The sequence below is a fragment of the Entomomonas sp. E7T21 genome (assembly GCF_058693955.1).
The window spans coordinates 2822531-2835958 of record NZ_CP191672.1; the positions used below are offsets into that span (position 1 = coordinate 2822531).

Annotated in this window: 12 protein-coding genes; 2 read left to right on the plus strand and 10 right to left on the minus strand. The window is 36.7% G+C overall.

Features of this window, described 5'->3' with window-relative positions; all coding sequences use genetic code 11:
* Window positions 1-2: 2 nt before the first annotated feature.
* Complete coding sequence (rnd, locus tag ACQVD9_RS13360) at window positions 3-1118, minus strand: ribonuclease D (RefSeq protein WP_264746439.1); 1116 nt, start codon at window positions 1116-1118, stop codon at window positions 3-5.
* Between the two features lie 185 nt (window positions 1119-1303).
* On the opposite strand from rnd, the gene ACQVD9_RS13365 reads away from it, so the two are divergent.
* Window positions 1304-1993 carry a lipopolysaccharide kinase InaA family protein gene (locus tag ACQVD9_RS13365; protein WP_264746440.1) on the plus strand — a complete coding sequence of 230 codons (690 nt, stop codon included), beginning with the start codon at window positions 1304-1306 and terminating at the stop codon, window positions 1991-1993.
* Here the strand turns inward: ACQVD9_RS13365 and ACQVD9_RS13370 are convergent.
* The 4 genes from ACQVD9_RS13370 to recO all read right to left on the minus strand — a co-directional run bounded on the left by ACQVD9_RS13370 (window position 1990) and on the right by recO (window position 5821).
* Window positions 1990-2769, minus strand: coding sequence for an ABC transporter ATP-binding protein (locus ACQVD9_RS13370; protein ID WP_264746441.1), 780 nt, complete (start codon window positions 2767-2769; stop codon window positions 1990-1992). The two genes, ACQVD9_RS13365 and ACQVD9_RS13370, sit on opposite strands and share 4 nt — an antisense overlap.
* Window positions 2766-3833, minus strand: coding sequence for a FecCD family ABC transporter permease (locus tag ACQVD9_RS13375; protein WP_264746442.1), 1068 nt, complete (start codon window positions 3831-3833; stop codon window positions 2766-2768). The genes ACQVD9_RS13370 and ACQVD9_RS13375 overlap by 4 nt, the downstream gene beginning before the upstream one ends.
* The gene (locus ACQVD9_RS13380) at window positions 3830-4957 is read right to left on the minus strand and encodes an ABC transporter substrate-binding protein (RefSeq protein ID WP_264746443.1); all 1128 of its coding nucleotides are present in this window, start codon (window positions 4955-4957) and stop codon (window positions 3830-3832) included. Before ACQVD9_RS13380 ends, ACQVD9_RS13375 begins: the two co-directional genes overlap by 4 nt.
* 174 nt (window positions 4958-5131) lie before the next feature.
* The gene (gene recO, locus ACQVD9_RS13385; RefSeq protein WP_264746444.1) at window positions 5132-5821 is read right to left on the minus strand and encodes a DNA repair protein RecO; all 690 of its coding nucleotides are present in this window, start codon (window positions 5819-5821) and stop codon (window positions 5132-5134) included.
* Window positions 5822-5936: 115 nt separating this feature from the next.
* On the opposite strand from recO, the gene ACQVD9_RS13390 reads away from it, so the two are divergent.
* Window positions 5937-6893: a J domain-containing protein gene (locus tag ACQVD9_RS13390; RefSeq protein ID WP_264746445.1), complete on the plus strand. Its 957-nt coding sequence runs from the start codon at window positions 5937-5939 to the stop codon at window positions 6891-6893.
* On the opposite strand, the gene holA is transcribed toward ACQVD9_RS13390, so the two are convergent.
* From holA to thrC, 5 genes are all read right to left on the minus strand, one after another.
* A complete protein-coding gene (gene holA, locus ACQVD9_RS13395) occupies window positions 6890-7912 on the minus strand; it encodes a DNA polymerase III subunit delta (RefSeq protein ID WP_264746446.1) in 1023 nt (340 codons plus the stop codon). The two genes, ACQVD9_RS13390 and holA, sit on opposite strands and share 4 nt — an antisense overlap.
* A 41-nt stretch (window positions 7913-7953) precedes the next feature.
* On the minus strand, window positions 7954-8586 hold the full coding sequence (locus ACQVD9_RS13400) for an LPS-assembly lipoprotein LptE (RefSeq protein WP_264746447.1): 633 nt from the start codon (window positions 8584-8586) through the stop codon (window positions 7954-7956).
* A gap of 31 nt (window positions 8587-8617) precedes the next feature.
* Entirely contained in the window at window positions 8618-11224 is a 2607-nt protein-coding gene (gene leuS, locus ACQVD9_RS13405; RefSeq protein WP_264747910.1) for a leucine--tRNA ligase, read from the minus strand.
* Window positions 11225-11384: 160 nt separating this feature from the next.
* The gene (locus ACQVD9_RS13410; RefSeq protein ID WP_264746448.1) at window positions 11385-11936 is read right to left on the minus strand and encodes an NADPH-dependent FMN reductase; all 552 of its coding nucleotides are present in this window, start codon (window positions 11934-11936) and stop codon (window positions 11385-11387) included.
* Between the two features lie 79 nt (window positions 11937-12015).
* Complete coding sequence (thrC, locus tag ACQVD9_RS13415; protein ID WP_264746449.1) at window positions 12016-13425, minus strand: threonine synthase; 1410 nt, start codon at window positions 13423-13425, stop codon at window positions 12016-12018.
* Between the last annotated feature and the right edge of the window lie 3 nt (window positions 13426-13428).

The window sequence follows — 13428 nt, forward strand, 5'->3', positions numbered from 1 at the left end:
GTTTAATTTAATGCTTGTAATAAAATGTCAGATAATATTTCTTTACGCCAACCTTTTAAACTATCAGGTAACTGATAATCCTTGTTAGCTTGAACTGAATATAATATTTTTTCAATAATCCTTTTACGCCATAACAATTCAGGACAAATATTCAACTCTGTAGCTTTTTGCTGCACTATTTTTTTTAGCTCTTTAGCCAACTTGCCACTATTTACTGATAACGGCCTATCTACTCGTTGCGGCCAATTTTCTTGAGAAATTTTAGCGGCTTGCTGAATAACTCCTAAAAGAGCATTACCCTCTTTACGTAAAGTCCTTGGATGAACTTCAGGTATCTTTGCTAACGCCACTAAATTGCTAGGTTGATATTTAGCCATCATTAATAGACTGTTGTCTTTTAATAAACGCCCTCTTGCAATATTTTGTGCTCTTGCCTGCTCTTCTCGCCAAGCATAAAGGGCTTTTAAGACAGCCAATTGTTGTCTTGATAAACGCCAAGCTTGCCTTGATTCTTTATACAATGTTTGGAAATCAGGTACTTTAGCATAACTCTCAGCCAATTCTTTAGTGTCTTCATAAAGCCAATGTTGTTTCTCAGCAGATAAGTGACTAACAAAATAATGATATAGCTCTATTAAATACATCACATCAGCTGCCGCATACTGCTCTTGCTCTGATGATAAAGGACGTTGCAACCAATCTGAACGTTTTTCTTCCTTACTTATTTCTTTGTTCAATAATTGATTAACTAATGGAGAATAACCTAAAGTTATTCCCATGCCTAAAAAAGCAGCGGCCACTTGCGTATCAAACACAGGTTCAGTAATTACACCTGTCAGTTGAAATAATAACTCTAAATCTTCTGAACACGCATGTAATACTTTTATTACTTGTTTGCTTTGTAGTAATTGAGAAAACGCAGACCAATCCGAAATGGTAAGAGGATCTATTAAATAAGGTGTTTTCCCATCGCTAAGCTGTATCAGTCCCGCTATAGGATAAAAAGTCGTTTCTCGTAAGAATTCAGTATCTAACGTAATAAAGGGTAATTGTTGCCATTGACTACAATACTCAATCAAAGTTTTATTATCGCGAATCCACACTACATTAAATAACACTAAATCTTCCTCACTCATGAAGGAGAGTAGTATACTGACGATTCCCCTAGCTCGACAATATTAACTTAATTATTTTATAAAGTTACTTTTGAGTCTTTAATTTATCAGAATCCTTTTTTAATACTTATATCTTATATAAATTATTTGTCTATAATATACCCAACATTACTTTTATGAGAGTTAAGATGATCATCCCTTCCTTTGATAGCGCAGGAAAAAACTTTGAGCATTGGTGGAGTATTTCAGGAGAGTGGGTAGAACTTCCTAATCAACGTCGGGGTGGCGAAAGTGGTGTTTTACGTGCCATAGATGATCAAGGTAAAACCTTATATATTAAACGCCAAGAAAAACATATATACCGTGATTTTTTTCATCCTTTTGGACAAGCCACTATCATTCGTGAATATAAAGCTTACTGTGCATTATCTAAAGCTCAAATTAATATTCCCCAAGTTGTTTATTGTGGGGTATCTGGAGATAAAGCTATTTTAGTAACCGAAGCACTACAAGATTTTATTGAATTAGATAGTTGGTTAACCTTACAAAGACAACAACAATACCTTCCAGAAACGACTGACATAGTACTAACAAAGACTGCTCAAATGTTGGCTAGACTCCATAAAAACCGCTTACAACATGGTAGCCTTTACGGTAAACATATTTTTGTAAAAACAGTGAACAAAGATGGTCAACTTATTGTTGAAACCGCTTTATTAGATCTGGAAAAAGTAAAAGGCCGATTGACTGCAAAAGAAGCTGCATTACATGATATTCCCAAAATAAAACGCCATTCTTTACTTAACCAACAAGAATGGCAATATTTTATAAAAGAATATGAACAAGCTTTTGCTAGTAAATTACCCCAACTTTATTAATGCTGATTGACTAAACCATCAATCATTACATGTGGCTTACCACGAGAGCAATGTTCTACTCTACCCTGCACACCATACACTTCAGCAAGTACTTCTGGGGTAATCACTTGATCTGGAATACCACTGGTTACTAATCGCCCATCTTTAAGCATCAATACATAATCAGTATGTTGTAGTGCAATATTGATATCGTGCAATACAATAACCGTTACTATATCTCGCTCTTTTGTTTCTTGTTTAATAACATCCATCACATGAAACTGATGATTAAGATCTAATGCACTTAAAGGTTCATCCAGTAATAATACTTTCGGCTTGCGAATAAGTGCCTGTGCCAATCCTACTAATTGTTTTTGACCACCTGAAAGCTGGTCAAGATAGCGCATACCTAACTCTTCAATACCTAACTTCTCGAGCAAGGCCATTGCTTCTTCGATAACTTCTTGGGTACTTTCACTATGAGAAGCTTTACGTGCCACTAACATTGACTCAAAAGCACGCAAATGGACACTAGCAGGTAAACTTTGTGGTAAATAAACAACCTGTTTAGCACGCTCAGAAAAATGAGCAGTAACTAAATCTTGTCCATTAAAGATCACCTCTCCTGTAGCTGAATTAAGACCAGCCATTGCCTTTAATAAAGTAGACTTACCACTACCATTAGGGCCTAACAGTGCGGTTACTTCACCTGCATTAATATGTTCAACCGAAAGGTTCTCGATAACTTGTCGCCGACCGTAAGAAACGCTGAGCGACTTAATCAATAAATCACTCACCCACGACCTCCAGAAGTCGTACGGAAGATAATAGCTAAAAAGAAAGGAATGCCTATTAAAGAAGTAATAATACCTACAGGAATTAATACCCCCGGTATCATATTCTTTGATACAACGGATGCTAATGAAAGAATAAGAGCACCTGATAAAGCACTGGCAGGTAAGTAAAAACGATGATCCTCACCAAATAACATACGTGCAATATGGGGGCCTACTAAACCAATAAAACCAATCGTTCCCACAAAGGCTACTGCTAAACCTGATAACACACTGATTCTAAATAAACTAGCCAAACGTAATCGTTTAATATTAATACCAAAACTAGCGGCCCTATCTTCACCTAAACGTAATGCCGTTAACTTCCAAGCCGCTAACATAGAGAAAGGAAAAGCAACTGCTAACGCTATAGCTAAAATACTGATATTTTGCCAATCAGCACGGGACATACTACCTAAAGTCCAAAATACCAATGCCTGCAATGCTTCGGCTGTTGCTATGTATTGTAACAGTGCCACCAGTGCACTAAAAGTAAAGCCAATCGCAATACCAAACAGAACAATCACATTAGTATTAGCTTGTCGCCAACGTGCTAATACATCCAACAACATAGTCGCAAATAAAGCAAACACAAAAGCATTACCTGCTACTATCCACTTAGGATGAACACCAGGAATACCAATATTTAATACAAAACCTAAAGCTGCACCAAAAGCCGCAGCATGAGATACACCTAATGTAAAAGGACTGGCTAACGGGTTATTTAAGACTGTTTGCATTTCTGCCCCCGCTAACCCTAAGGCAGCACCCACTAAAATAGCCATCAAGGCTTGAGGTAAACGAATATCCCAAATAATAATCTGCTGTGTTTTAGGTGCAGACTGTGCATTAAATAGAATATTAAGTAAATCTGTAAATCCTAAACCAGATGAACCTAAGGATAAATCTACCAATAAGGAAGCAATAATGGCTAGTAGTAACACTACTAGCCAGAAAACTCTTTTTGCAATAATTTGCTTGTAACGATAGACTACTGATGCTGGTTGTGCCAGAACGCTATCTGTCATGAAGCGTCCTTAAGATCAACCCAATATGTTCCTTGAATATCCACTGGTAAAAACTCTTGTAGCTCATTGAAAGTTTCTTGCACATCTACATCCTTAAATAAATCTGGATAGAACCATTTAGCAAAAGCCTCAATGGCAATAATATTATAAGGTGAATTGTAGAAATTATGCCAAATACCATGGGTGTTGTCGATGCTAGAAACAGCTGTTAATGCGTTAACCCCTGTGCGAGTAGTTAAACGCTTTAAACTTTGTGCGGCATTTTCTTTAGTAACACCTAAACCTTCTTTTAATCCTAATTTAACATCATTAGTACCTGTACCACTCATGATATAAACTTTTGGATCAACACTAATAACATGCTCTAAACTAATTTCACCAATTACTGCAGGTAAAATATCAGCTGCAATATTATGGCCGCCTGCTGCCTCAATAAACTCACCAAAGTTACCTTTGCCCGCAGTATGACAGCAAGTAGGAGATTTTACTTCAGGTAACATTTCAATAAATACGGTTGTTCTTTCATTAGCCGGAATTTTAGCAACACGATCTTGAATACGTTTTAAGTGCTTTTCATAAAAAGCTAAATATTTATTAGCTGCTTCTTCACGATGTAATACTTTACCTAATATTTTGATACTTGGAATAGTATTCTTCATAGGATGTTGGCGAAAATCAATAAATACCACAGGTACACCTGCGCTTTGTAATTTTTCTACTAATGGGTTAGTAACACCTGGGCCATGCCCTGCAATTCCGAAAATAGCTATATCAGGTTGTAAAGAGATCACTGTTTCTGGATTAACACTTGCTTCAGATGTTTGACCAATTAAAGGAATATCTTTGATATGAGGGTATTTTTTTAAATAAGCATTATAACCATTGGTATCACTTGTTTTTAATTCACCTTGCCAACCGATTACACGCTTAGTAGGATCATCTTTATCCAAAATCGCCATACTATAGATCATACGTCCTTCACCTAATAGCACTCTTTCTACTTTTTTAGGTATCTCAACTGTTCTGCCAGCTACATCGGTAATAGTTTCTGCTCGAACATTTGTCGAGAAAGCAAATACGGCAGCAAATATGCATGCACATTGTATTTTAAGGAATTTGCTCATTGTAAGACTCCAATTTGGATAAGGCATTAAAATAGCCATATGATAATTATTCGTAAATGAGAATGTAAGTTATTATCTTATATTTTGGAGATAGATGTAAGTAAAATTTTGGTAAAAAAATATATTAGCTAAATTGTCTTATAAAATTAGACAGTTTAATAAAGTTATTCTGCTTTAATCGCTTGATATACTATTAAATAACTGTCGACTTATTAACGGTTTTCCTTGTAAATGTATTGCTAGTACCTGCCGCATTAAACGTTTTGCTGATGATAATACAGTAGCAGATGACCAATCGGCCTCACTCATTGCTAACAGATCACGACCATAGAAAGCACCAGATTGTAATTGGGGTATTCGTTGCAAACCATTCTCTGGAGTAAAGATATAAAACCCATCAGGCCACAATGGTTCACCATCTCCCGTCTCTGTTAAGGAAAAACTATAGCCTAACTCATTTAATAATTGCCACTCAAAACCTCTTAACAAAGGCTCGATAGCAGTCTGTGATGGTAATTGTTGTAACGCTTGTTGATAATAATTAAACAATGTTGGGCAAGCATCCTCTAAAGGCAGTAACCGTATTAACAACTCATTCAGATATAAACCGCTAAAAAGATATTTGCCATTTAATAAAAAAGGATTACTCGTGGTTTCAATTTGGCGAACCGTTTTTAAATCACCTTTGCCAACAAAACTAACAGTCAATGGCATAAAAGGCCTAGCAATACTACCTACTTTACTACGCGCTTTTCTTAATACCGCCCTTACCCTACCCTCTGGTGTAAAAAAATCCACCAAGGCACTACTCTCCTTATAAGGTTTACTGTGTAATACAAAAGCCTGCAAAAAAGTATAATTCATCTTTAAAATTATCAACCCAATGAATAAAAAAATTACCTAGAAATACAATTTTTTTTGCATGCATAATCAGTTTAGCTATAATGGCCTTTTACACCATCCTAACAGACCATGAAACATGACTATTAATCACTATAAAATTTTACAGACCCCTGAAACAGCTACCTCTGAAGAAATTAAACAAGCTTATATTAATAGTATAAATAAATGGCAACAACTACAAAAGCAACAAACACCCGAAGCTAAAGAACGCTCAAATAAAGTTATTGCTAGCATTGAACTAGCCTATAAAGTACTTTCTAACCCTGTTACACGGGCTAATTTTGATGAGTCACTAAATAACCCAACACCCAATATCACCACTATCACTAATCAAGCAACGACTATGACAACACATTCCTCAAGCAAATTATTATATACCTTACTAATAATTATTCTAATTTTATTAATGGCTATCGCAGCAGGTGTTTTTTATATTATCTTTAAATCCCCTGTTTCACCTTTTACGACAGAAACACAACAAAGCCAACAAGCTAACTCACAAAAAACCGCTCCTGCCGTTTCTGATGAACTGAAAAAAGCATTAGAAAGTGCAGAACAACTTAAAAAACAAAATGCTAATAATCCAGAACTAAAAGAAATAGCCAAATCTCTAGCAGAAACAGCCAATAAAAATACTAATGCTATTATTGCTTATAATACACAATTCTTAGGTGCTCAATCATCTAATCAAAATGTTACTTTTAGATTTATGGTTATTGATGGCATTACTCACTCTCAACCATTATTATCATCTTATCTAACTGAGCGCTTTATTGTTAATAATAATGATGTATGTAATACCCAACAAACAAACTTAGCTAAAGGAACATTATTCACTTTTGCTTATTACAATACTAAAGGTGAGTTATTGGGAAGTTACTATATTGACCAACAAGTTTGTCAATCACCTGCTACCAATAGAATTGTTAAGCGCCCTGATGAAACGCAACTAAAACCTATAGAGCCTAATAAAGACAGTACAGCAACACACAAAAAAGAACCCACTAACACTCCCCCAGAGCCAACCAATTAATTTATACGAAGGGGCTTACCAGCCATAGCTAATAAAATATCGGTAAGCCCTTGCCAACAGTCACCAGATGCTTGTCCTTTAATTTGTGCATCTACTTGCTGTGCTTTGATCAATAACTCTCCCCATTGATTAGCAGTATATCTTCCTATAGCTTGTTGGAAAATTCCTTGACGCTTTGACCAAATAGGTGGCCTAACTTGTGAAAAGGCCTTTTGCAGAGGAATGCCCTGCCCTGCTAATTGAGCCAATGTCATTAAGGCACGTAATTCTTTAGTTAATGTCCATAACACTAGAGTTTCTGCTGCTCCTTCTGCCCTTAACCCTTGCAACATGCGTAAACTATGAGTGGCATCACCTTGTAAAGCAATATCCACTAACCCAAAAATATCAAAGCGAGCACTATCTACTACCATTGCTTGAATATGCTCAACATCCACTAAGGAATCATCACCTATCAACAATTTAAGTTTTTCTATTTCTTGAGCAGCAGCTAATAAATTACCTTCCACTCTCAATGAAAATAACTCTAATGCATCTGCTGTAATAGATAATCCTAACGTTGCTAATCGTTGTCTAATCCATTGTGGCAATTGATTAACCTCAATCGGCCAAACTTGTATCAGTTGGCATAATGGGCTATCAATGACGGTTTTGACCCATTTTGTTTTAACATCTAATTTAGGCGCTGAAATTAACAATAAAGTATCTTGTGGAGGATTCTGCAAATAACTCAGCAATGCCTCCCCTTTGTCTGATAAAGAACCTGTCTTTAGGCGAAACTCCAATATTCGCTTTTCTGCAAATAAAGACATGCTAGCTGCTTCATCATATAACACTGACCAATCAAAATTTGTTTCTACATTAAATAATTGTCGTTCACTATAGCCTTCAGCCCTAGCTGCAGCGCGAATAGCATCTGTGGCCTCCATACATAGTAAAGGTTCATCACCTGCTACAATGTAGATAGCACTTAATTCTGCTTGTAATTGTTTAGTTAATTGATTGGTATTTAATTTCATAAAAGTAAAGAGCCTGTCATGAACAGGCTCTAGAATAATGATTAACGTTCATTAAACTTTTCGATCTCATCTAAAGGAATACTATGTAATAGTGACTTACGACGTTCCTCTATAGCTTTCTGTTGAGCTTTTTCGGCCTCAGCTTTTAATCTCACTTGCTCTTCAGCTGCTGTTTGTAAGGTATCTAATTGCTCAGCTGAAATAGCTTGTAAACGCTCTAATAACAAAGTAACAGCATCTGCTCTTATCCTTTTATCTATCAGCTCAGATTGCTGCTCATCAGCCACAATATTATTAGAGTCACTGATATATTCTCCACGTGCCTCTAAAGAATCTTCTATTAATAATAGATCACCAGTGCCATAGATTTGATATTCAAGGGTCAATATTTTTGCTATTTCTGTACCACGTATATCATTAGCAAAACTTAACGTTCTGTCATTCCATTTCTCTGATACAGTTAATTTATACTCAGCAGTATCATAAATCTTCACACCAGCAGCAGTTAATCTATCCTTGAGTTCTTTAACAAAAGGACCATACTTGTCCCCCGCAGAGACTGCCATTTCTTTAATTTCAATTTTATCATCATTAGTACCACGTAAATGAAAACCACAAGCAGTTAACATGAGTGCCATTATGCTGACTATAAAATAACTTATTAAACGCTTCATATATTATGAAACTCCATTACTGATCTTTATGTTAATTAGCCACAATATTAACTAACTTACCAGGCACAACAATCACTTTACGCACAGTTACCCCTTCTATAAAGCGTTGTACTGACTGATGGCTAAGGGCAGCAGCTTCAATATCTTGTTTAGAAGCATTAGCAGATACTTCTATATTACCACGAAGTTTACCATTTACTTGAATTACTATCGTTAATACATCTTGCACTAAAGCAGACTCATCAACTTCAGGCCATGCTGCATTAATTACTGTATCGCTATGCCCCAAGACTTGCCATAAAGTGTGGCAAATATGTGGTGTAATAGGTGCTAATAACAATGTAACTGTTTCTAAACCTTCTTGAATTAAAGCACGATCAATTACTGATTCATTGGCTGCTTTCTCCAATACATTCATTAAAGTCATTACTGCTGCAATAGCTGTATTAAACTTATGGTTTTGCCCAACATCTTGACTTGCTTGCTTAATAGCTATATGAATAGCACGTCTAACCACCTTTTGCTCATCATTTAACTGTGCTACATCATATTTTTCAAGTAATCCAGCGTTAACATGCTGATAAGCCAAACGCCATACTCTACGTAAAAAACGGCTAGCTCCTTCTACCCCCGCATCTGACCATTCAAGACTCATATCTGGTGGCGAAGCAAACATCATAAATAAACGACAAGTATCAGCACCATATTGTTCAATCATGGTTTGTGGATCAACTCCATTATTGAATGATTTAGACATTTTTAACATGCCACCAATCTCAACAGGTTGTTTGTCTCCACTATAAACAGCAGATATTGCTCTACCTTTATTATCTTTCTCTACAATAACATCATTTGGACTAAAGTATGTTCTACTACCATTATCTGCGGTGCGGAAGTATGTTTCTGCCACTACCATGCCTTGCGTTAATAAATTCACCACAGGCTCATCAGAATTTACTAAACCTTCATCACGCATTAATTTATGGAAGAAACGCGTATAAAGTAAATGTAAAATAGCATGCTCAATACCACCAATGTATTGATCAACAGGTAACCAATAATCAGAAGCCTTTTTATCAACCATACCACCTGTAAAATGTGGTGAGGCATAACGAGCAATGTACCAAGAACTTTCTACGAAAGTATCCATTGTATCCGTTTCACGACGAGCAGCTTTACCACACTTAGGACAAGTTGTCTCATAAAACTCTGGCATTTTCGCTAAAGGACTACCCGTGCCATCAGGCACTATATCTTCAGGCAATACCACAGGTAATTGATCTTCAGGAACAGGCACATCACCACAACAATCACAATGCACAATAGGAATTGGACAACCCCAATAACGCTGACGGCTAATACCCCAATCTCTTAAACGATATTGAGTTCTAGCTTCTCCTAAATTTTGTGCTTGTAATGCTTTACCAATCGCTGCAAAGGCTTGCTCAAAATCTAAACCATTATATTCGCCCGAATTAATTAAAGTACCATACTCACCGTAAGCATCTTGCCAAGGAGCTGGTACTTCATCGCCTACACTGGTATGAATAACAGGTTTAATCGGTAAACTATACTTTTGTGCAAAGGCATAATCACGCTCATCATGGGCAGGTACAGCCATTACGGCACCCTCACCATAAGCCATTAATACATAGTTAGCTACCCATACATTTAACTTATCACCTGTTAACGGATGTTTAACATATAAATTTGTCGCCATCCCTTCTTTTTCTTGAGTAGCCAAATCGGCTTCTGATACACCGCCTTTTTTACATTTATCAATAAAGGCCTGCAACTCAGGATTATTCTCAGCAGCTTGAGTAGCTAATGGATGCTCAGCAGCCACAGCCACATAAGTGGCACCCATTAACGTATCAGGACGAGTAGTAAATACTTTTAACTGACCAGCATAACCTATACTTTGCTCATCATAGGGGAAACAAATCTCCATCCCCTTTGATTTACCAATCCAATTGCGTTGCATGGTTTTAACTTGCTCAGGCCAACCTGGTAAATTATCTAAATCCTCTAATAACTCTTGTGCGTACGCAGTGATACGAAAATAGTACATTGGGATTTCACGCTTCTCAACCAATGCACCAGAACGCCAACCTCGACCATCAATAACTTGCTCATTAGCCAATACTGTTTGATCAACAGGGTCCCAATTTACTGTACCATTTTTACGGTAAATAACACCTTTTTCAAACAACTTAGTGAATAACCATTGCTCCCAACGATAATAATCAGGTTTACAAGTAGTGACTTCACGCGTCCAATCTACTGCCAAACCTAAACTTTTTAATTGCTTCTTCATATAAGCAATATTTTCATAAGTCCATTTAGCAGGTGCTACTTTATTCTTCATAGCCGCATTTTCAGCAGGCATACCAAAAGCATCCCATCCCATAGGTTGCAGAACATTTTTACCTAGCATACGTTGATAACGGCTAATTACATCACCTATTGTGTAATTACGCACATGTCCCATATGCAGCTTACCACTTGGATATGGAAACATAGATAGACAATAATATTTTTCTTTATCAGCACGTTCAGTTGCTAAAAAAGATTGGTTTTTCTCCCAATATTGCTGGGCTGTTGCTTCAATTTCTTGGGGTAAATATTGTTCTTTCATCATGGTTTCAACGGATCAATTAGGATTGAGTAATAAACCTGCTAGCATACATTAGTTAGCAAAAGATAAAAAGCCAAAGCTAATGATCTCTATAAAAAAGTCCTTTGATAATAATTTCCCCTAATACTCACTAACCGTTTACTGAGCTAACAAGATCAATTTACTGCTGTTGCTTTAACTTATTTATCTCACTCACTACTCTTTCAACTGTACGCTTTAAAAAAGCCAGTGTATCTGTATCCGTAATCACACCATCTGTTACTTTTTCGCCAATATGCGTTAATGCTGCTTCTCTTAAAGGGATGATATGGCATAACATAGAGGCAAACGTCTCACGTAATTGATACTGAGCACGTACACCACCCAAATCACCTGTTGATTGAGTAATAAAATAGACTGGCTTATGTAAAAAACAACTATTAAAGGCTGGACGAGATAACCAATCCAAGGTATTTTTTAATACCCCAGGAATGCCATGATTAAACTCTGGACATACCACCAGCACTCCATCAGATTGTTGTACTAGTGCTCTTGCATCGGTTACTGCTTTAGGTAATACCTCTTTTTCTAAATCACCATTGTAATGAGGTAAAACACCAATATCTAACAACTCAAAAACAGCTTGCGGTTTAATCATTTCAACTATTGCTTTTAAAATAATTGTTGAATAAGAATCTTGGCGTAAACTACCTGAAATACCAACTAAACGCATTATATCCTCACGAATTTCTTAATTTACAAAATATAGAAATAAATAAGGGAGCTATTTGCTCCCTTATCCATAATGACGATTACAGTGGCTTGCCTCTATTACCATGTTGGCTAACAAAAGCTTGTATTTTCGCTAAATCATTAGCAAGCACTGTACAACGTTCTTCACGTTTAAATAGATCAGTTAAATGGGCAGGAAGTTCAATAGCTTTTGCCACACCTGCTTTTTCCACTGCTTCTGGGAACTTCACAGGATGAGCAGTACCTAAAGTAACCATAGGTAAAGCTAAACTACGACGACATAAACGAGCCGCTCTTACTCCAATGGCAGTATGAGGATCTAATACTTCACCTGTTTGTTTAAATACTTCTGCGATAGTTGCACAGGTTTCTTCATCAGACACTGCTAATGAATCAAATAATTTACGTGCTTCTGTCCAACGATCTTGTTCTATAGAAAGCTGACCTGTTTGCTTAAAGTTATCTAATAACTCAGCTACAGCCTTACCATTGCGACCATGCAAGTCAAACAGCAAACGCTCAAAATTAGAGGAAACCATAATATCCATCGAAGGAGATAAAGAAGGATGCAACTGATCTTTATCATAATGGTTACCTGACATAAAGCGATGCAGAATATCATTACGATTAGTCGCTACAATCAACTGATTGATTGGCAAACCCATATTACGTGCTAAATAACCCGCAAAAATATCCCCAAAGTTACCTGTAGGCACAGAGAATGCCACAGAACGTGATGGTCCACCTAGTTGTAAAGCAGCATAAAAGTAGTAAACAACCTGCGCCATAATACGCGCCCAATTAATTGAGTTTACTGCTACTAAACGAGTACCTTTTAAGAAACCTTGATCTGCAAAGCTTGCTTTAACCATTTCTTGGCAATCATCAAAATTACCTTCAATGGCAATATTATGAATATTATCACCTAAGATAGTGGTCATTTGGCGGCGTTGTACTTCTGATACGCGATTATGTGGATGCAGAATAAAAATATCTACATTCCCACAACGGCGACAACCCTCAATGGCTGCTGAACCAGTATCACCAGAAGTTGCCCCCATAATCACTACACGTTCATTACGTTTAGCTAATACATAATCTAATAAACGACCTAGTAATTGTAAGGCAAAATCTTTAAAGGCTAAGGTTGGGCCATGAAATAACTCAAGTACCCATTCATTACCTGCTAAAGGACGTAATGGGGCTACTGCCTGATGAGCAAACACGCCATAAGTTTCTTCAAGAATTTGTTTAAAATCAGCATCAGGAATACTACCCTCAACAAAAGGGCGCATGACTTTAAAAGCTAGCTCGTGATAAGGTAAACCAGCCCAACTACTAATTTCTTCTACTGTAAAGCGAGGTAAATTTTCAGGCACATATAAGCCACCATCAGAGGCTAAACCTGCTAATAAAACATCTTCAAAGTTTAATGCAGGCGCTTGCCCGCGAGTACTAATATAACGCATAGT